Genomic DNA, 20,776 nt, shown 5'->3' with positions numbered 1-20,776 from the left:
ATGAGCTGCGGCGTAAAACCACACTACAAACTTGAGAAAGCAAATTCAAATTTTGTTTTGAAATTTTTATTTAATACGTGGACGAAAAAACAGCGGCTGATCGGGTCAGCTCAATAGGTTGATTGAACAAGAAAATCGAAACGGGTCGCGTGGGCAACCCGTCGATGCTTCACCCAGATGCACGCCAACAGCGAGATGCGCTAACTGTTGGCGTCTCACGGATGTCGCCGGATCAAAACTCGTAAGTGGCCGATACGCTAACCACATCACCACGCGCCTCTGACTTGCCGTCCAGGCTGGCGCCACCAAGGCGATCGACGTTTTTGGTCCTCAACTTGACGGTCTCCACAAACTGGTGGGAATAAGCGCCGTCGACACTCAAGCCTGGAATTGCGCTGACTTTGTAACCAAAGCCAAGGGACACGAAGGTGCGGTCGCCATCAGGAATACGCGGATCACGGGTGGAGTCCGGCGTAGGCGTCTGGTCGAAAGAAACACCGCCACGCACTGTGAAGTCATCGGTCAGTTTGTAGTCAGTACCGTACGAGAACTGCCAGGCATCTTTGTAGCGATAAGGTATCGACACAATGGTGCTTCCCTCGGATTTAAGGGTCAGCGCCTTGAACGTTGACCAGTCTGTCCAGGTGGCACTAAAGCCGATACCCCAGCGATCATTGATTTGGTGCACCCAATCGAAGGATGCGTTGGCCGGAATATCCAGTTGCGTGGAAGCATTCGCGCCATCGGGGTAAAGATGAAGGCCCGGGTAAGCCATCTCTACGAGGGTTTTTCCGTCGACCACAGGCGTGGTCATCAGTAACCGAGATTGTTCGTCGGCGTAGATGTTGTATTTACCCTCTAACTTGTTCTTTATTTTCGCGTGGTAGTTCAGGCCCAGGGTGTCTTGAGCCGTCGGCTTCCAGGCAATCCCGGCGAACCAGCCCAAGGATGTATTGTCGACTTTGACACGCATCAACGAGAAGCCTTGACCCGCTGCGAAGGGGGTAAAACCGAAGTCTGCGGATTGTGCCGCTGCGGCAAACAAATCGACGTTCTGGCTTACAAAGCCGGACGTATGCTGAAGAATTGCACCGCCCCCAATGGAAAATTCGTCTGTCACTTTAAACGACAGCGAACCGGTCACTCCGACCGTTTCGATCTTGGTATCGACCGCGAAGTCCCTGCCTTTCCAGTCACTGTCATAGCTTGTCCTCGCCCCCATCGGCACCACTTGGCTGAGGCCGAAGGCCAAGCGATCGTTAATAGGCATGACCATGAAGCCGGTAGGCACCCATGCCTCAAAACCCGCCTGTCCGCCGTCTCCCGTGCGTGTGTTATAGATCGCGTTAAAGTCAGGATCCAAGACCGTGGACGAAGTGGGTCGCCCCGAATAGTCGTACGCGCTGCCCTTGTACTTGATGTCGATATTTGCGTAGTTGAGCGTGAACTGAGAGATGTTCTTGTCGATAAATGCCATTGCTGCCGGATTGTTATAGGCCGCTGACGGGTCGTTTTTAAACAACGACCCCCCGCCAAAGGCACGGCCCCAACCGGCGGCGTTGGTAGTAGGCGTCATGTATGCCCCCGCCTGGGCAGAGCCGGCAGCAACCATCAACCCACCGAGCAATGCCAGCCCCAGGAAGGTTTGCGCCTGTGGTTTTTTATTATTCATGCTCCACTCCTTTGTTGTTTTTATGCAGCACCAACAGGTCGACCCCGATGGCTTGTCTCAACAGGTGCCTCTTGCGAGGCACCTGTCTTTACGTGGGTGATCAGCCCAACGAGCGCGGTAGAACGCTTAAGGAACGATCTGCAGCAGCGGCGTGGTGGTCACAGTGACACTCAGACTTTGCAGAGTGCAGGACGAACCCAGCGGCTGACTGGTCGGGCTGCTGGTCAGCGCGCCAGTGCTATTGTTGTAGGCCACCGTGACGGTCGATGGACCGCAGTTAGAAGCGGGGTACAACACAGAGGCCGGAATGGTGTAGCCAACGTTGGTCACATTCCCGGCGCCCGCAGTACCACTCAGGCTGGTGGCAGTCAGTGTCCACGGCACACCGGTGATCTTAGGCAGTTTGCACAAGCTGTTAGAGCCGGAGACGGTGACATTGGTGATACTCGCAACCCCCACCGTATTCACAGAACCATCAAACTTCACGTCACACGTGATGGGCAGTTGAAAAGAGGATGGCGACTTCACCGTTAGCGATCCGGAGGCGGAGAAATTACTGCTGACGGGAGCGATACTGACGGCGTTCGCCATGGAAGCCGCACCCATGCAAACAGTCAAAGCAGTCAACGACACGAGAGTTTTCAAACTTTTCATTGTTGTTCCTCACATGTAATGGCGAGTCATTCGCCAGGGGGTAATGGCCATGAACGAGAGGTCACGTTGAAACTGCAGAACTTCCCTTTCCAGCCAAATTTCAATTCAATGAGCGCTGTACACCTGAAGCGCGTTATTCAACAACTTTGAAGTTCGGTGGCATCTTGATCGACACCGTCTTGATCTTGCAGTCTTCGCCGATCGGGACATTGCTGGCTTCCAACTTGCCGGTGGCGTTATCCCACGTACCCTCGGCGGTCGAAGGACCGCATTTGCCCCCCAGGCCGAAGGCGTGCACATCCACGCTGATCTTCGACATCGAGCCGCTTTTTGTGTCTTTGGCAACCAGTACCCACGGTAAGTTGATGGCCTCGACCCGGCTGCACTTGAGGCCGCCGTCGAACTCGACTTTGTCGACATTGACCGAGGAGCCATCAGCCGCAACGTTGCCGGCCACCTTGATGGTGCAATCGGCGCTGATCAGCTTGCCCTTTGAAAAACTGATGGGGCCCTGGGCCGTGAAGGCGCTGCCGGCCGGTTCGATGCGTGCGGCCTGGGCCTGGTGATAGGCAATAAGGCCCAGTGCGGCCAACAGCACATGGGCGGTGAACTTGGCAGGTGCTTGCATGGTGTACGTCCTTCCCTTTAATTATTGTTGTTCGGGTCAAACCACTTTCTCGGGGCGATAACTACCCGCGCGGCGATTAAGCCCCGAGTACACATATAACGTGCAACGTGTTTAGAACGGCTTGGCGTTGCCGCTGTATTTCTCCAGATACTTCAAACGCTGGGACGGCTGAAGATTGGTCAACCTGATATCCCCGGCGTAATGATTAAGCACCCGATGGTCCATGCGCCTGCGCCACAAGTACGGCACATAAGCCCAGACAATCATGCTCGCGTAACCGTACGGAAGTTGCGGCGATTCATCGAAGTGGCGCAACGACTGGTAACTACGGGTCGGGTTGGCATGGTGGTCGGAGTGCCGTTGCAATTGGAACAGAAAGATATTGGTGACAATCCGGTTACTGTTCCAGGAATGCCGAGGCGAACAACGCTCGTAACGACCATTGGGCAACTTCTGGCGTTTAAGGCCGTAGTGTTCGACGTAGTTCACCACTTCCAACAGCGAGAACCCGTAGATGCCCTGGATAAGCAAAAACGGAATCACCGCCGCCCCCAGCCAGGCAATCATCGCGCCCCACAGCACTACGCTGTACATCCAGGCACTGAGCACACCGTTCTTCCAGTGCCAGGCCGGCAGGCCGAGTTTGCGCAGGCGTTCGCGCTCCAGGTTCCACGCCGAGTGGGCGCTGAACCACACCGAACGCGGCAGGAATGCCCAGAAACTTTCGCCAAGGCGCGAGCTGGCAGGGTCTTCCGGGGTGGCAACACGCACGTGATGACCGCGGTTATGTTCGGTGTAGAAGTGCCCATAGAACGTCGGCGCCAGCGTGACCTTGGCCAGGAACACTTCCAGTGCGTTGGGCTTGTGCCCCAGCTCATGGGCGGTGTTGATGGCAATACCGGTGGCCGCACCGGTCGACATGGCCATGCCCAGGTAGGTAAACCCACTGGGCGTGCCATGTAGCTGGGTGCGGGCGGTAATGTAGCTCGCCACGTGGGAGAGCCAACTGGACGGGTCGAGGCTGGCGGTAGCCTGCACCAGGCCACCCTGCATGATCCACTCTATGCCGCCGGCGGCCAGCCAACCGGTGATGATCACCGAACTGATCACCAACAGCACGCCGGTGTAGACGATCCAGCGGTAGTAACGTTGGGATTCAAGGTGGCTGACGGCGGATTCGGGCGGGTTGCTCACGTCTTCACCGAGCAGGCCGTCGATCAGCGGGATGAGGCCGAAGATCACCAATACGCCGACCCACCACAGCTGCTGGATACCGGTGGAGATGGCCAGGGCCCCGGAGAGTAATGGCGTGGCCAGAGGCATGATACCCAGCCACCACAGATGGCGCTTGCCATCGGCCCATACGCTTGGCGCTGCCAGAGTCTGGTTCATGGCAGCCTCCGCACGCTGGCAACAGGCAGGAAAAACAGGTTCAGGGAGTACTGGGTACTCCGGGAAATCAACCATGCGATAAAAGACGTTTTTTTCATTTTTATTCGCTCTTAGGCACTGCAAAAATCATTTCAAAATAAATATTGAAATATTTTTTTAAATAAATAACGCGGAATCGTTAGGTCGTCAACTACTTTTTCAAGGCCTTTTTACGATGACCGACCAGTCTCTTTTTCAGCGCTTTGGTCAGGTCTCTAGGGCAAGCATTTCGGACCGTACAACCCGCCATGAAGGCCGAGATTATTTGTTCACCAACGCAAAAGGCGCGTGCAGCAGCTTGGCGTTTTGCGGCGGCTTCGCGCGTTTGGCCACCTGCAGCACCGTCTCGACCACACGCGCCGTGGCGGTGATCGGCAACATATGGCCGCGCCCTTCCACCAGCTGCAGCTTGAGGCCCGGCACCTTATCGGCGAGCGCCTGCCCGTGCTTGCGAAAGTCCAATACCTTGTCGCGTGCGCCATAGATCAGGCCGATGGGCAAGCTCAGTTGCGCATAGCGCTTGACCATGTCCGGCAGGTGATCGTTGACCAGGGCGATTTCGCTGGAGGCTGCGTAAAAGTTGCCTGGGCGCATGCCCAGCAGCCCGCCGCCGCGAGTGGCGAAATCAGCAGGGGCCGGGTCGGGCGCGAATACGCCCTTGACCACCGCGCCTCGGGTCAACAGCCCGATGGGCACCGTGAGGGTGTGGGCCACCCAGCGCCGCAGCCAGGCCGGGCGCACCGCCAGCGACCAGAACACCGGTGGCAAGGTCGGTTGGGGATGGGTCAGCGGCGCCACCAGCACCAGGCCCGACACCGACTCGCGATGGTCAAGGGCCAGCGCCAGGGAAATCGCGCCACCGAGTGAATGCCCTAGCACCAGCGGTTTATCCAGGCCCAACCTGTCGATAAACGCCGCCACCTGCCGTGCCTGGGCCGGCAGGTCTGCCGCCGTGCCTTTATGGCGAGTTGAATAACCCGAGCCCGGACGGTCGAGAGTGATCACCCGAAAATGCTCACGCAACTGGCCGGACAAGGCATAGGTCAGGTTGCGACTGCTGCCCATCAACCCATGGATCATCACCAGCGGCGGGCCCTTGCCCTCTTCAACATAATGAAAGCGCTCGCCATCGACCTCCACGTAGCGCCCGTCGCTTGGAACGGCCGCTTCAATGCGCCGTGTCATCCAGGCACTCAACGCCCACAACACCGCACTTGCACCCGCCGCAGCGGCAACCCATTCCACAGCCATAGCTCGGTCCTCTGCATCCCTGCCGCTGGCGACCTGACCGGAATTGATCGAGACCGCAGCCACCGCGCGCGCCCTGGATTCGGATCTCGTTCCAGCTGAGCGCGTCCGTCGGACAAGTCGCACATTCGAAACAAGAACCTGGCGCAGGCGGTATTTTCAGGTAGATTATTTAAAATCTTTTTTAAAATAATTAATTCAATTTTCCTTTGCAATGGTGTTCTATCTAAAAGACACAACAAAAACAGGAGCACATCCGATGCCCACCAAGGACCGCCTATGAATGCCCACAGTGATTCAATCGACGTTGCCATCATCGGCTCGGGCTTTGCCGGCCTGTGCATGGCGATCCGGTTAAAAGAAGCCGGCTTCAACGATTTTTTTATCGCCGAGCAGGCCGACACCCTCGGCGGCACCTGGCGGGACAACCACTACCCCGGTTGCGCCTGCGATGTGCAGTCCCATGTGTATTCGTTTTCGTTTGCGCCCAACCCTGACTGGACGCGGCAGTTCGCGCCTCAGGCCGAAATCCGCGCCTACCTTGAGCAGTGCGCCAAGCGCTTCGAACTGGCGCCCTACCTGCGGTTTGGCATGGCCCTGCAACGGGCGGTGTTCGATGAGCAGCAGCAACGCTGGCAATTGAGCTTCAGCGATGGCCGCCAGGTGAGTGCGCGGGTGCTGGTGTCGGGGATGGGCGGCTTGTCGCGCCCGGCGTTGCCGGATATTCCGGGGCTCGACAGCTTCAAGGGTAAACGCTTCCACTCGCAGCAGTGGGACCACGACTACTCCTTGAAAGGCAAGCGCGTGGCGGTGATCGGCACCGGCGCCAGCGCCATTCAATTCGTGCCGCAGATTGCGCCGCAGGTGGCCCACCTCGATCTGTTCCAGCGCACCCCGCCGTGGATCATGCCCAAGCCCGACCGCGCCATTGCCCCGCTCGAACGTTGGTTGTTCAAGCACTTGCCCTTCACGCAACGCCTGGTACGCGGGGCTTTTTACTGGGCTCTGGAAGGTCGCGTGGTGGGCTTTACCTTGCACCCGCGGCTGATGAAAATGGTGCAGAAGATCGCCCTGCGCCACCTGTACAAGCAAGTGGCACGCCCTTCCCTGCGCAAAACCCTGACGCCGGACTACACCATCGGCTGCAAACGCGTACTGATCTCCAATGACTACTACCCGGCGTTGTCGAGCAGCAACGTCGAGGTGATCACCGACCACGTATTACGCATCGAAGCCGATGGCGTGATCACCGCCGACGGCATCAAGCACCCGGCCGACTGCCTGATCTTCGGCACCGGTTTCCAGGCCAGCGACCCGCTGCCCCGCGATTGCATCATCGGGCGTGACGGCGTGGACCTGATGGACACCTGGCGCGAGGGTGCCCATGCCTATAAAGGCACCACGGTGCCGGGTTATCCCAATTTGTTCCTGATTATCGGGCCCAACACCGGCCTGGGGCATAACTCGATGATCCTGATGATCGAGGCTCAGGTGACCTACATCCTTGACGCGCTCAAACACATGCAGCGTCAGCGCATCGCCACGGTGGACGTCAAACCTGCCGTGGAACAGGCCTACAACCGCCAACTGCAAGACAAACTCAAGCGCACCATCTGGAACACCGGCGGCTGCCAGAGTTGGTACCTCGACCCTCGCACCGGCAAGAACACCACCCTGTGGCCCGGCTCGACATGGCGCTTCAAGCAGGTCACCCGCCAGTTTGCGCTCAAGGACTATGTGACCGAGCAGTTGCCGGTCAGCCCACCCGCGCGCCCTGCCACGGCGCCCTATCCCAGCGCAGAAGGCAGGTTGTCATGAAAACATTCAACGGTCGCGTGGCGGCCATCACCGGCGCGGCATCCGGCATGGGGCGCGCCTTGGCACTGGCATTGGCGCGGGAAGGTTGCCACCTGGCGCTGGCGGACAAAAACGCTCAGGGGCTGGAACAAACCCTGGCCCTGATCAAGTCCTCGACCCTGGCGCCAGTCATCATCACCCTCCAAGTGCTGGATGTGTCCGATCGCCAGGCCATGGAGGACTGGGCCGCGCGCTGCGTGGCAGAGCACGGCCAGGTCAACCTGGTGTTCAACAATGCCGGGGTGGCGCTGTCCAGTACCGTGGAAGGCGCGGATTATGCCGACCTGGAATGGATTATCGGCATCAACTTCTGGGGCGTGGTCCATGGCACCAAGGCCTTCCTGCCTTACTTGAAGGCCAGCGGCGACGGCCATGTGATCAACACCTCCAGCGTGTTCGGCCTGTTTGCCCAACCCGGCATGAGCGGTTACAACGCCAGCAAGTTCGCCGTGCGCGGGTTTACCGAAGCCTTGCGCCAGGAACTGGACCTGCAACGCTGCGGCGTATCGGCCACCTGCGTACACCCCGGCGGCATCCGTACCGATATCTGCCGCAGCAGCCGCATCGACGCGAACATGACCGGTTTCCTGATCCACAGCGAACAACAGGCCCGCGCCGACTTCGAAAAACTCTTCATCACCGACGCCGATCAGGCCGCCAGGGTCATCCTGCACGGCGTGCGTAAGAACAAACGCCGCGTACTGATCGGCCGCGATGCGTATTTCCTCGACCTGCTCGCCCGTTGCCTGCCGGCGGCCTACCAAGCGCTGGTGGTGTTCGCCAGCAAGCGCATGGCACCCAAGCAACGCCGACCGGTGTTTGAAACCAACGACGAGACCCGTCTCTGAACAGGAGCACGCACTATGCTGCCCATCCGCCGCGACCTCCGTTTTGCCCTGCCTGCCGAGCGCATCAAGGACTGGCATGAACAAGGCCCGTTCATCACGCATTTCTTCAACGCGTTATCGCTGCTGTTTCCCCAAGGCGAACTGTTTTTCATGGACAGCGTGCGCCACTACCGCCAGCGCATCGATGATCCTGAATTGAAACAGCAGATCCAGGGTTTCATCGGCCAAGAGGCCATGCACAGCCGCGAACATGTGGCCTACAACGACCTGATGCAGGCCGCCGGCCTGCCGGCACACACCCTCGACCGGCGCCTGAAATTCATCCTCGACCTGCAAAAAAAACACTGCCCGCCGGCCTTCAACCTGGCCATCACCATCGCCCTTGAGCATTACACCGCGATGCTTGCCGAGATCCTGCTCAGCGACCCGACGCGCTTCGGCGATTCGCTCAAGGGCTACCAACAGATGTGGTACTGGCACGCGCTCGAAGAAACCGAGCACAAGGCCGTAGCGTTTGATGTGTGGAACACGGTGATCAAGCCCGGCCCCAAGCGCTACCTGCTGCGCACCGGCACAATGCTGACCACCACGGTGTTCTTCTGGCTGGTGGTGCTGGACTTCCACCTGCGCCTGTTGATCGCCGACCGCAAGGCGGGTGGGCTGCTCAAGGGCTTCTGGCGCATGCTGAAGTTTCTGTATGGCCCCAAGGGGGTTTTCCCACGGATGCTGCGGCCGTGGCTGCACTACTTCAAACCGGGTTTCCACCCTTGGGATCACGACAACCGAGCGCGCCTCAAGGGCATCGAGGGCTTGATCGAGGAAATCGAACAGACGCGACGCGGCTACGAATCAGCCTAGGTGTCGGCCAGGGCCACGCGCTCGCGCACAAAACCCTCCACCTGATCGCCCGGCAGTGCCTTACTGAAATACCAGCCCTGGATAAACAACTCGGTGCCGGTATTCAAGAAGGCCAGCTGCTCGGCGGTCTCGACCCCTTCGACCACCACCCCCAGGTTCAGCGCCTCGCAAAAACGCAGCATGCCGGTCAACACCTGGGCACCCTTGGGGTCGTGCTGGGCCACCACGAAACTGCGATCGATTTTGATGAAATCCACGGGAAACTGGTGCAGGTAACTCAAGGCCGAAAAACCGGTGCCGAAATCGTCGATATAGACCTTGGCGCCGATGGCCTGCAACTTCTGGATGGTGTGGCGCGTGGCCTGGATATCACTGACCAGCGCATCTTCGGTAATTTCCACCGACACCTGCCCGTGGGCCTGGGCCAGGATCTCCACCAGGCGTTCGCCGTAGCCGGCGTCGGTCAGGGTGGCGCTGGAAATATTGATGGTCATCGGCAAGGCAAAGCCCAGCTTTTGCCATTTCTGGTACTGGCGAACCGCCTGGGACGCCACCCACACATCCACATCCGGCATCAACCGCGCCTGCGCCAGCCACTGCAGGAACTCCCACGGCGAATGCACGGTGCCCTGGGCGTCCCGCGCACGCATCAACGCTTCGCAACCGGTGCACAGGCCGGTGCGGGTCGAGACTTGCGGCTGGAATTCGAGATAGAACTCATAGTCGCTGATCTGTTGGATACGGCTCAGCTCGTTGGCTTGGCGCGCCAGGACTTTGTGGGATGCCAGCACCGGGTCCAGCTCGCGCAAGCGGCCTTTTTCTTCCAGGCCACGAAAGGTCATGTCCAGCGACTTGAGATACACCGTGCCACCCTCGGCGGGCTGGCGATGAATCGCCCGCACGTAGGGCGCATATACCAGGGTTCCCAGCCCCAGGAGCGTCACTTGCAACGCCACCGCCGCCAGGTCGCCATGAGTGCTGAGGTAGGCATTGAGCAGCACCGGTGCGGTGAACGGCACACTGGCCACCGCCGGGGACACCCACCCCAGTTGCACCACGCTCAGCGCCACCATGGCGTTCAAGGCGGGCACCACCAGAAAAGGGATGAACAAGCGTGGGTTGAGGATGATTGGCAAGCCGAACAGCAACACTTCACTGACGTTGAACAACGACAGCGGCAAGCTCGCTATCGCCACCAGGCGCATCGACTGGCTTTTGGAAAACAGCAGGATCGCCAGCAACAGGCACAACGCGCCGCCCGAGCCGCCGATAAAGGCAAAACTGCCGAGCAGGCCGCTGTTGAGCACATACTTGATCGGCTCGCCCGCCGCCAATGCGGCACCGTTGAGCACCACTGCCTGGTCCAGCACATCGAACAACGGCTGCAGGGCGTACACGCCGTGAATGCCAAAAAACCACAACAGCGAGTTCATCAGGGTGGTAAACAAACCACTGCCGTAAGGCGACTCCAGGGCATCCAGCACCTGCGGCCCCTGCAACTGCGCCACATAGGGCACCTGCAGGAGCAAGGACAGCACCACCACCAGCGCCAGCGCGGTGATGGCGCCAGGCACCACCATATTGATCGTACCTCTAAGGTTGTGCCCCACCAGGTCCTCATTGACCAGGCGCGTCCAGCGGTAGCGGTGCAGCCAGGCAATGGCCGGCACATTCAACAGCGGCGAAGCGATGGCGATAAACAGCACGAAGGTCGCCGAAGCACGCGGGTATTCGCGCAGGATATACGTGGCCACCACGACATGGGCCAGGCACAGGAACGCCACCGGCAACTGCGGCAGGCGATACTGGATCGCCAGCATATAACCAATGGACGCGGCCACCAGCAGCGGGATCACCGAGCTGATCTGGTTGTGCAGCCCCGCAAGAAAAGCCACGACCTGTCGATCAACACCCAACACCCGCGCACATTCGGACAGGATCAGAAAAAACGCCGAGACCAACAGGCACGGCAGGATCCACAACAGCCCTTCGCGGATCGCGCGTAACGACTCGGTACCGGCCAAAGCAGCCAGACGCTGGGTAAAGAAAAGTTTGAATAGCGTTTGCGCCATGACACATCCCTCTGCCCATCGCCCACTGCCCTTGCAAGGCAGGGCCGGAAACTCCGGGGCTAACGCTACACGTCATGGCACTGGAAGCGAAAGCCTTTTGCCCGGTATACGGGTGATTTTTGCGCAATGAGTGACCGCCTCGACGGGCAGCGCCTCGCGGGCCCCGCTCGGGTACTGAGCGCCTATCTGGTATTGTTCGCGCACCGCCCGATACATGCCTGGGTAAATCCACCCTTACGCAGCCGCGTCCGCTGTCATGCGGCCCGGCACGCGGGCCTTGTTCCACCTGATTTGGAGCACACGCTTGTCACCACCTGGCGATAACCACCAGCGCGCGCTGGACCGATTCCTCAACGAGCACCCCGACGTCGCAGCGGAGCTGGACACCCTGAACCCGCTCGCCGCCCAGGCCAAGGGTGAAACCCAGGCGCAGTATCGCGCCGAACGGCTGCATGAAGCCTTCGAAGCCGAGGCGGAACGCCAAGGGCTATTTGCCTGGGAATTAACCCTCAAGCTCACGGCGGACTCCCCCGAAGCCTTCGAGACCCAGCGCCTGGAAGTGCACAAGGAAGTGGCCCAGATGGCCGGCCTGGGATGGGACGAATACTGCAAGTTGCATGACTTGGCCGGTTAACGCTCAAACCACAGCCACCCGCGGTGCCGCTGCCCGCCCAGCGCTTCGCGTAATTCGGCGGCGCTCAGGGTTCGATACGCCGGGTCCGTGGCCAACGCCGAACGCAGTGCCGGCCAGCAGTGTCTTGGCAATTGACGAGGCCGGTGCAGGGGTTCATTGAGCTGCCGCACACGCCCACGGGCCAACGCAAAGAGTACGCAGGCCGCGCCATACAGGTCGGTACTCGCGCACGGGTACGCGCCGGCTATCAGTTCCGGTGCCGCATAGGCAGGGGTCCAGGCGTTCAAACGGCTGCGGTTCAAACCGGGCAGCCCGGCGGCCTGCTGCGCCTGGGCATGGCCCAGGCCAAAATCGAACAAACGCACGCCCTGCTCGCCCACCATAATGTTGGTCGGCTTTACGTCCCCGTGCACAACGCCTTGCTGGTGGACGGACGCCAGCGCATCCAGCAGCTGCAAGGCCAAGGGTTGCAGCTCGTGCCAGGGCAACCCATCCGGGCATTCCAGCAGCAAGCGGTCCAGGGTCAGGCCTTGCAGTAACTCCATGGTGAAAAACGCCGCCTGGCAAGCGGTGTCGACCTCGAAGGTAAACAGGCGCACCACGTGCTCATGTCGCAGGCTTCGGGTCAGTGCGAACTCGCTGTACAGCAACACATGGCCATCGCACGACTCAGTCAGCGTTTCGCCCAACAGTTTCAGCGCCACCCGCGCATCGGGCTCGCCGAACGCCTCGTGCAGCAGGTCACGGGCACGATAGACCACCCCCATACCGCCAGAACCCAATACCCGCTCAAGCTGGTAACGGCCCGCAAGCAGGGTCGACGGGCCGATGCGCGCGCTCATGGTTGAACCACCACGGCCGTCAGGTCGTCGCGGGCCGGCCCACGCAACGCGTCGGCAAACAACCGGTCCACCACCTGCCGGGGAGTGCCCGCATTCAACGCACGGCCCAACTCGCCATGGCTGAGCCCCTGATACAACCCGTCGCTGCACAACAAAAATACATCCCCAGGATGCGTACTGAGCTCCAGTACCTCCAGGCTCAGAGGCTGTCGACCGCCGAGGGCACGGGTCAGCGCCCTGGCATCCGGATGGGCCCGAGCCTGTTCCGGGCTCAGTTGCTGGGTGTCCATCAGGTGTTGGCGCAGAGAATGATCCCGCGACAGCTGGTACAGGCGCCGCCCACGCCATAGGTAGCAGCGACTGTCCCCCGCCCAGATGCAGGCCGCGCGCTGACCGTCCAACAACAACACGACCACCGTGCTGCCCATGATGCCCTCGCCGGCTTGCTGCGCCGGCTGCCCAAGCCGGCAGTCCAGCCATCGCAAGCATCGCCGCACCGCCTCGACCCGCTCATCGAGGCTGCCCTGGCCTGGCAACGCCGCCAGGCTGCTGATGACCCACTGACTGGCCACATCCCCGGCACGGTGGCCGCCCATGCCGTCGGCGACCGCCCAACAACCACGCTGTGGGCCGTCAAAGAACGCGTCCTCGTTGCGAGCACGCATCTTGCCGCGTGACGTACGCCCAATGCTGCGCCAGCGGGCAGGCATCTGGCTCACAGCTGCTCCGGCAGGCGAAAGGTGCGCCATGCGGCCATCTGAAACGGGCCGGGATTGCGCTGGCTGGTGAGCAGGAAGTTAGCGCGCAGCCCTCCGAGATCGGCCTTGAGCACTTGTGCATCGCGACCGCTGGCGGGCTCGCTATGCATCAAGTCCAAAAACCGGAACAACGACCACGGCCCACTGTTCTTTTCGATCCCCAGCGGCCGCTCCATACCCCGCTCCAGCACCAGGCTGCTGCGGCCGTTGTCCGCGTCGCTTGGCCAATGGAATGCCATGGGCACGATCGGACCATGCCGGTACTCAAGCTGTTTATCGCCAATGCGCAGCACCGCACGGCTGACCGCCTGATCCAGGCTATAGGGTGCCAACGTGAATCGAACGGCCCACTCCCCCTGCTCTTCACTGAAAAAACCCTGGCGAATCATGTGTACTTTCACCAGTTGTTCCAACAACGAACGTGACACCGGCAGGCTGCGGCCATCCAGGCCGCGCAAGCGATAGCGGCCGCCCTCGGCACTTACGAAGGGCCGCAGGTAATGGTCATAAAAGCGTGCCATGCCTCCCCGAGGCTTGAAAAACTCCTGGAAGTCACCGAGGGCGACATCGCTGCCGGCATGGGCATTGAACGGGTAGCGGCGTTGAATCGCCTTAGCATAAAAACCATACACCTCACTTTGATAACGCTGATTCATAAACACATAGGCATCCTCCAGCAGCAACCGCCAACTGTCGTCGGCAATGCCTTCGAACCACCCCTTGAGCGGCGACGGCAGACGCACCGCGGCATCACGCACCTTGCCCAACAATGGCAACTGCCCCTCCATACGATGCTTGACCAGGTTGAATGCCGCCTGTTCGGGCGCGCCCTCGCGGTGAAGGGCCGCCAGTTGCTGCTGCCATTCATCGAGTAGCCGCAACGCCTGTGTCAGTTCGACGCCTGGGTTCTGCTCGGTGTCGAGCAAGCGGTGCAACGGTTCGAAGCGCCGTTGCAATGCGCGTCGCGCCGTATCAGGCGTCGCCTGCCCTGGCCCGCGGCCGGCCAGCACGCTGGCCCCCTCGAACGGAACCTGTGCGGCCAACTCGCCTACCTGCTGGCTGATGGCTTCAGCGCGATCACCCGGCAGCAATCGGGTGTTTTCCCTCACCCGTTGCAACAGTTGCACCAACGGCGACTGGGCTGACGCCAGGCTGGCCAGCTCATCGGCATGCTGCTTGAGGCCGTCGCTCGGCTGCAGGCGGACTTGGCTGATGGCCTGGCTCCAGGCGTCGGCGTACTCGCTGAAATAGCGCTGTTCCAGCACCAGCATCAATTGGCGCAGGTCCATGGCGCTGAGGTCGCCGTTTTCTCCCAGCAGCCAATTATCCTGGGCAATGGCATTGACCAGCCTGGGGCCCTGCTTTTCAAAATACTGCACATACCGTTTGGTGTAGAAACCGGGGATAGGTTGCTCCGCAGCGGCAAATCCGGGGCCTTCTACCAGACGATAGGGTTCCAGGTCGCGGGCTTGTTCGCGCAGCACCCGATAGACCCCTTGCGCCAATGACTCTCCACGCAGGTCCTGGCGAGCGTCTGCCACCAGCGCAGTGTTCAAGGACGCCACGAAGGGTTGCTCTAATAGCTGCGCGAGGTGTTCATTCAAGCGGTTCTGCGCCGAGGCATTCCCGGCATAACGCTGCGACCAATAACCGGCCATGCGCCGCGCCAGCCATGCGTTGTCGCGACGCTCGCGCAGGCTGAGCATCAGGTAGGCGCGCAAGCTGTCCGGCAGCGCCTCGCGATCCCCCAGGTCGGCGCGCACCTGTTCTTCGAGCAGCGCGGTCAGCAAGGGTAGCAACTGCTGATGCAGCGCCTCTGCATAGGCCCGGGTCAGCAGTGGGCGGCTTGGTTCACCTTGATACAAGCCGGCCCGCTCGTGCCACTGACTGTCCTGCGCCGCCGGGAACAACCGCATTGCAGCCAAACGACTGTCCAGCAACGGCAGCAACGCCAGGGTAGCGTCCAAACCGGCATCGGCGGGCGACAGTGGTTGAGTCAGTTCCGCCAACCGCATCAGGCGCTGGTGGTTGAGCCCGTAGCTGTGAGCCCATAGCCCGCCCGCCCCGGCGAGCACCAGGGACGCCGCCAGCGCCAACAGCCCCTGGTGTCGCCGGATGCGTTGGCGCTCCGACGCATGCAGCCCGGCAAGATCGGCCTCGGCAAAGATCACCCGGTTGAATACCCCCTGAATGAAGTAGGCACGTCGCTCACCCGCCTGCGCACAGGTCAGGTAAACGCCACGCAACCCATTGATGTGCTGGAAACGATGAGCGGAAAACGCAGACTCCACGAACTGGCACAGGCGTTCGCCGATTTGCGCAACGTGCCGAGGAAAATCAAGCATCTGGCCACGACGCTCAAGGTTACGCTCGTGCTGCAAGCGCGCAGTCAGCTCTGCCACAAGGCGTTGCAGCAACCCCTCGAACGCCTGGCGGACCTCGGCCATTGCGGTCCCCGTGTTGCCTGCGCCGACATACACGCCCAATACCGCATCTGCGCTGTCACCCTGGGGCGCGTCGAAGAACTCAGTGAAGCCGGGCAGTCGATCCGCCTGGGTCAGCACCAGATAGATCGGCACGTCCAGGTGCAATCTCTGTTGGATATCCTGTAAGCGGGTGCGCACGTGGCGTGCATGCAAATCCAGGTCATGCTCATTGCTGCCAAGCAGCGTCTCTACCGCCAACGTCACCACCACGCCATTGAGCGGGCGCGCCCGACGCCGCGACTTGAGCAACCCCAGAAACGTCGACCAGCCCGCGCCGTCCACCGCACCTTCAGGTTGATCCAGGTATCGCCCTGCGCTCTCGACCATCACCGCTTCGTCGGCCAAGTACCAGTCAAAATACGCGGTTGTACCTGGGGGCACCGACTCGCCCCGATCCAATGGCAAGTGCAGCCCTCCGGCGGCCAGGACACCGGTCTTGCCACTGCCCTGCTGGCCAATCAATAGGTACCAGGGCAAGGCGTTACGCCAACGGTCGCTGCGCTGCGCATAGCGACGGGTAGTCTTCAGCGTGTGCAGGGCCTCCTTGAAACGCCCGCGCACCTGCCTTTGTTCGTCGTCGATCAGCCCCGTGCGTTGATACCGCTCCTGGTACTCAGGCTGCTTCAGTCGTGCAGTACGGCGCGCGCCCACCACGACCATCGCCAGCCCCCACAGCAGAAACAACCCACTGATGGTCACCAGGCGAGCCGTCGAGCCCTGCCAGAACCGGTGGTCAGCCACTGCCAGCAACGGCCCAAAAAACCACACCAGCAGTGCGCTGGACAGCACCAGCAACAGGCTCCAGACCCAACTTTTGCGCAGCACGGTGCCCGCGCCCTTGAAGAATGCGTTCATTCATTGCTCCCAGCGTTACAAGGGCGTCCGCGTCTGATCCGGCGCCAAAGGTTGAAAAAGTTGCAGCACCGTCACGCGCTCATTACCCAAGACCCAGGCAAACCCCGAGTACATCGCCAGCAAACCGGCACACGCCAAAACAGCGACCCAGGTGGCCGACACAATGCGCAGCCGCGCGCCTGGCACGCGCCCTGCGTTCGCGGGGGTAAATATCGGCAGGCGCTCGCCGCGTACATGCCGGATCTGTCGATACAAGGCATCTCGGATGTCCTCGAGCTGCGCCCCTCCCCGCTCCATAACCCGGTACTTACCTTCAAACCCCATCGACAGGCACAGGTACATCAACTCAAGCATGGCCACGTGCTTGACCGGATCGCGGCTCAGCCGCTCCAGCAGTTGGAAAAACTTTTCGCCACCGAAGGTTTCGTTATGAAAGCGGCTCAGCAGGCTCGTCTTCGACCAGTGGCTACGACTACCCCATGCAGTGGTGACGACCGCTTCGTCAATTACGCTGCACAGCACGTAACGCGCGGACATCACCTGGCTGTTCGCTACGCCCTGGTGCAGGGCATGTGCTTCAAACGCGGTAATGGCCGACGACAGTCGGTCATTGAGGCTCTGCAAGCTCTCCCGAGCGGTGCTGCTTCTGAGTTCAACAACCTGTGACAGCAGGTCCCAGGCGGCTGCCACCAGAGCATTGGGCCCCATCTTGAAACCCTGGGCGCCTTGCAGGCTGGCGGTGTAGATCATCCGGTCTTCCAATTGCTCAAAGCGTGGTGGCGAGGGGTAATCCGTCACCGCGGCCTGCGCCGGGGCACGACCCTGGCGGTCGAGCAGAACGGTTTTTTCGTCCTGCGGGTATTCGCTGTCCATGGTCATGGCGTTCAGTTCCTGATGGCCCAGAAGTTGAGTTCAAGCGCCGCAAACTCGCCGCTGGCGTGGAAGGCAAAACCGCCGGACTGTTCCAGTTGCGTGATATCCCGGGCACTGAGTTCGAGCATGAAATAGGTCTTGCCGGCATGGAACGGAATCTGGCGTGGCGCCACCGGCAGCGGTTTTACCTTGATACCGGCCAGGTGCAGATTGACCAGCTCACGTATGCGCTCAACCGGTCCAACCTTGAGATGCGCGGGCAAACGGTGGCGCAGTTCTTCCGAATCGCAGTGGGCGGTTGCCGCCAGAATGAAGGTTGCCGCGCCCAACAATTTCAGATCGCTTACGGGGCACACCAGCACCCCGTATTGCCGTGCTTCCAGCGGGAGTTCGATGGCGTGCTGTTCCAGCACCGCTGACAGCACCTTGCGAATACCGTCCATTAGCCCACGAAAGCTCGCCCCCTGATCTCCATGCCGATAACACCCTTCCACCTGCGCGCGTTTGTCGTCGACGGCGAAGGTAGACAGCTCACCGAGAATCGACAGCAATACCCGGTACACCGCCTCCGGACGCACCTGGCTTTGGCTCAGGTAGTGACGCAATAGCACCTCGGTACGATTGATCAGTTGCAGCATCAGAAAGTCGCCGAGCTGGGCACCGGCCGAACCTCCATTGCCCTGGACGCGGGCGGCAATCGCATCGCCTCGGGCAGCCAGCAGGCTGACCACTTCCTTGACGCATGACGACACATAGCCGGCGCTCTGCACATAAATAAACGTCGGTACGAAGTCCGCGTCCAGCTGTACGCCGGCCTCTCGCGTGGAATCGAGCACCTGGGCTACCTGGAGCTTCACATGCAGCGAATCACTGGGTTGTTCCCCCAATTGCAGGTGTAGATCCGGGCGGGCGCAGTGGATCTGGCAGTGAGCGTTCATACCGACATTCGAGTCTGCGATCTGTGTTTCGTAACTCACATAACGCGCCAGCACATCGCTTTGCTCTGGCTGGCGCACGTCCAGTTGATTGCCGATGGCCAGGGGCAACGCCAGGAACACGGCTTGCCCAGCGGTGTCGGCGGGTACCTGCAACACCAGCGGCGGCATGGTGTTGTTCAATTCGAACAGGCTTCCATCGGGAAATACCCCGCTGGCCTGGTTGACGACCAGCTTGCCCAGATTCAGGTACTGCACATCGATGTCCAGCGTCAGGAACCCCCAGCCATCCCTGCTCAGCAAGCGGCTACGGTTGAGCTGTTGATGGTAATAACGGTCGTTGTGCTGCAAGTGCTGCGGACGCAGCAGCATGCCCTCCCGCCAGATGACTTTATCAATCTGCATTTCAGTTCTCCGACCGGCCGGCTTGAGGGCCGACAGCGCGAACCCCCGACTCGTCAAGTAACAACTGCGCGCGCGTCAGTTGCTGCCGGGTAACGGGCAGTACCAGGCGCCATTGCACATGCGGCAGGTCGCGATAGGCTGCCAACACGCCGATATAACGACTCTGCGGTTCGATGCTGAGCTTGAGCACCTGCTGTTCACCGGGGCGCAACTCCAGCTCTTCGCTGTTGACCCAGTCTTTGGGCAGTGCCTGCTCGGCGTGGCTATAGAGGCTGAAGAAGTCAGCATTTTCGAACGCCGCCGGGTGCCGCAACTCAAGCAGGCGCACGACCACCGGAGAGGGCCGGCCGTGAAGATCGGGGTTGACTGTGTCGCTGGCCGTCAAGCTCAGGTCGAGCTTGGTCAAGGTTGAAAACGGTGAAAGGCTGCCACAACCGGTCAATAGGCCCAGGGCAAGCAGCATTGATATAAAGGTGGCTCGATACATGATTGTCATCCCGGATAAGCCGCATGCAGGGCGCCGACGAGACGCACCTGCTCCTCATACGCTTTGGAAAAGTCGTTGCGTAACAGCTGCTCGCCCAAGGGGTGCTCCTCGCTCAGGCGCATGTAATGGCGTTGGTATGCCCGCCAACGAGCGCCGTCGGTAGCGAACCGGGGCGGGTTGCCCTCACGTTCGAAGCAGAGCAGCAGATGGCCGGGGGCAAACGTCGCGAGCGCGCTGCGCACCGCTGCACGGCAGGCCACGACCAAGGCCAATTGGTGAATTTGCATCTCCCGGCACGCCTGGGCGATCGCCAATTCGGCAGGCAGTTGGCCCGAATCGCCTGCGCCCAACAGCGACGCCAAGGCTGCCTGTGTGTCGCCGCAATCTTGCAAGGGGTTGCGGCGCGTGCGCGCCAGCGCTGTGCCGTCCAGGTTCAACTCACTGTTGAGCTCATCGCGGGTCCGCAGGCTCTGCTGCAACCCTTCGATGGTTTGCCTGAACAGTCTCGCGACCTTGATCGCCAGGGCTTCGCGCCCCAGGGTATCGAGTGCATCCATCTCCACGCCCAGCACAGCGCCGAACTGTGACCAGAACCCTTCACCTGCAGGCGTCGTAACGGTCTGCGCCGCACTGGAAGGCCCAGGGCTGGCGGGTTCGGCCCAACTCGGCACGATCAAGTGGTCTTGTTCTACGGCACCGTGGGAAAGCAGGCCTCCGGGCATTTCTGCACGGGGCTCCGATGCATCCAGATGCTCGGGTAACTCGCTGCCCGGTTGCTCACGCTCCAGGCCGTGCAAGGGGTCCAGTATCAGAAACGCATCGTCGGGAATCGTCTCGTTGCCGGCAAAGGCCGGCCGGTCATAATGCGCCCCCTGCCCTATCAGTTGAGCGCGAATGCTCACCGCCCCCAACTGGTACACATCACCTTCGCTGATCAGACGCGCCTGGCCTTTGCACAACCGCTCCGTGCTGCCAGACACGCCGATACCATTGCTGCTGATATCGGTGAGAAAGTATTGGCCGTCTCGGTAACCGACCAAACCATGGAGACTGGAAAGCAAGCGATCGGGATCGGCAATCACCCAGTCACACCCAGCCCCACGCCCGATCACGCCGCCGACGCCGTCGAAAAGCTTGCGGGCCGGCGGTTCGCCGCTCCCGCTATCACACACCTCAAACACTAACTGCATGGCAGGTTTTCCCAACTCAATGGCCTCGACGGGGCGCCTGGGA

17 protein-coding genes are annotated in these 20,776 nt (G+C 60.8%); 4 read left to right on the top strand and 13 right to left on the bottom strand.

Annotated features, from left to right (window positions below; translation table 11 throughout):
• Nucleotides 1–232: 232 nt before the first annotated feature.
• The 5 genes from KSS96_RS13480 to KSS96_RS13460 form a co-directional block, all read right to left on the bottom strand.
• Complete coding sequence (locus tag KSS96_RS13480; protein WP_017527951.1) at nt 233–1,672, bottom strand: outer membrane protein transport protein; 1,440 nt, start codon at nt 1,670–1,672, stop codon at nt 233–235.
• 126 nt (nt 1,673–1,798) lie between these two features.
• Nucleotides 1,799–2,326 carry an alkane oxidation protein activator PraB gene (praB, locus tag KSS96_RS13475; RefSeq protein ID WP_017527952.1) on the bottom strand — a complete coding sequence of 176 codons (528 nt, stop codon included), beginning with the start codon at nt 2,324–2,326 and terminating at the stop codon, nt 1,799–1,801.
• A 133-nt stretch (nt 2,327–2,459) separates the two neighbouring features.
• A complete protein-coding gene (gene praA / locus KSS96_RS13470; protein ID WP_017527953.1) occupies nt 2,460–2,954 on the bottom strand; it encodes an alkane oxidation protein activator PraA in 495 nt (164 codons plus the stop codon).
• Nucleotides 2,955–3,065: 111 nt separating this feature from the next.
• Entirely contained in the window at nt 3,066–4,346 is a 1,281-nt protein-coding gene (locus KSS96_RS13465; protein ID WP_065878386.1) for an alkane 1-monooxygenase, read from the bottom strand.
• A 300-nt stretch (nt 4,347–4,646) separates the two neighbouring features.
• Complete coding sequence (locus tag KSS96_RS13460; RefSeq protein WP_225913334.1) at nt 4,647–5,636, bottom strand: alpha/beta fold hydrolase; 990 nt, start codon at nt 5,634–5,636, stop codon at nt 4,647–4,649.
• Between the two features lie 276 nt (nt 5,637–5,912).
• Between KSS96_RS13460 and KSS96_RS13455 the strand changes: the two genes are divergently transcribed.
• From KSS96_RS13455 to KSS96_RS13445, 3 genes are read left to right on the top strand one after another with little or no spacing between them, the layout of a single operon-like run.
• Complete coding sequence (locus tag KSS96_RS13455; RefSeq protein WP_217856420.1) at nt 5,913–7,451, top strand: flavin-containing monooxygenase; 1,539 nt, start codon at nt 5,913–5,915, stop codon at nt 7,449–7,451.
• Entirely contained in the window at nt 7,448–8,338 is an 891-nt protein-coding gene (locus KSS96_RS13450) for an SDR family NAD(P)-dependent oxidoreductase (RefSeq protein WP_217856418.1), read from the top strand. Before KSS96_RS13455 ends, KSS96_RS13450 begins: the two co-directional genes overlap by 4 nt.
• A gap of 15 nt (nt 8,339–8,353) precedes the next feature.
• Entirely contained in the window at nt 8,354–9,196 is an 843-nt protein-coding gene (locus KSS96_RS13445; RefSeq protein WP_217856416.1) for a metal-dependent hydrolase, read from the top strand.
• On the opposite strand, the gene KSS96_RS13440 is transcribed toward KSS96_RS13445, so the two are convergent.
• A complete protein-coding gene (locus KSS96_RS13440; RefSeq protein ID WP_017527959.1) occupies nt 9,193–11,268 on the bottom strand; it encodes a PTS sugar transporter subunit IIC/EAL domain-containing protein in 2,076 nt (691 codons plus the stop codon). The genes KSS96_RS13445 and KSS96_RS13440 overlap by 4 nt on opposite strands.
• Nucleotides 11,269–11,572: 304 nt before the next feature.
• Here KSS96_RS13440 and KSS96_RS13435 point away from each other — a divergent pair, with 304 nt between their 5' ends.
• Nucleotides 11,573–11,902 (top strand): DUF6388 family protein, encoded by a 330-nt coding sequence (locus KSS96_RS13435; RefSeq protein ID WP_017527960.1) that lies wholly within the window; start codon nt 11,573–11,575, stop codon nt 11,900–11,902.
• Here KSS96_RS13435 and KSS96_RS13430 read toward each other — a convergent pair.
• From KSS96_RS13430 to tagH, 7 genes are read right to left on the bottom strand one after another with little or no spacing between them, the layout of a single operon-like run.
• On the bottom strand, nt 11,899–12,744 hold the full coding sequence (locus tag KSS96_RS13430; RefSeq protein WP_017527961.1) for a serine/threonine-protein kinase: 846 nt from the start codon (nt 12,742–12,744) through the stop codon (nt 11,899–11,901). The two genes, KSS96_RS13435 and KSS96_RS13430, sit on opposite strands and share 4 nt — an antisense overlap.
• Complete coding sequence (locus KSS96_RS13425) at nt 12,741–13,454, bottom strand: PP2C family protein-serine/threonine phosphatase (RefSeq protein ID WP_032883446.1); 714 nt, start codon at nt 13,452–13,454, stop codon at nt 12,741–12,743. Before KSS96_RS13425 ends, KSS96_RS13430 begins: the two co-directional genes overlap by 4 nt.
• Nucleotides 13,455–13,459: 5 nt before the next feature.
• Nucleotides 13,460–16,843, bottom strand: coding sequence for a type VI secretion system membrane subunit TssM (gene tssM / locus KSS96_RS13420; protein ID WP_217856414.1), 3,384 nt, complete (start codon nt 16,841–16,843; stop codon nt 13,460–13,462).
• 15 nt (nt 16,844–16,858) lie between these two features.
• The gene (gene icmH / locus KSS96_RS13415; protein ID WP_068934785.1) at nt 16,859–17,722 is read right to left on the bottom strand and encodes a type IVB secretion system protein IcmH/DotU; all 864 of its coding nucleotides are present in this window, start codon (nt 17,720–17,722) and stop codon (nt 16,859–16,861) included.
• 5 nt (nt 17,723–17,727) lie between these two features.
• Nucleotides 17,728–19,056, bottom strand: coding sequence for a type VI secretion system baseplate subunit TssK (gene tssK, locus KSS96_RS13410; protein WP_017527965.1), 1,329 nt, complete (start codon nt 19,054–19,056; stop codon nt 17,728–17,730).
• A gap of 1 nt (nt 19,057) precedes the next feature.
• Entirely contained in the window at nt 19,058–19,543 is a 486-nt protein-coding gene (tssJ, locus tag KSS96_RS13405) for a type VI secretion system lipoprotein TssJ (RefSeq protein WP_083221651.1), read from the bottom strand.
• A 5-nt stretch (nt 19,544–19,548) separates the two neighbouring features.
• The gene (gene tagH / locus KSS96_RS13400) at nt 19,549–20,733 is read right to left on the bottom strand and encodes a type VI secretion system-associated FHA domain protein TagH (RefSeq protein WP_135196540.1); all 1,185 of its coding nucleotides are present in this window, start codon (nt 20,731–20,733) and stop codon (nt 19,549–19,551) included.
• Nucleotides 20,734–20,776: the final 43 nt, after the last annotated feature.

It is taken from the genome of Pseudomonas asgharzadehiana (assembly GCF_019139815.1).
GTDB classification, from domain to species: domain Bacteria; phylum Pseudomonadota; class Gammaproteobacteria; order Pseudomonadales; family Pseudomonadaceae; genus Aquipseudomonas; species Aquipseudomonas asgharzadehiana.
Note: the sequence above shows the minus strand (reverse complement) of the source record. Positions and strands in the feature narration are given on the sequence as shown.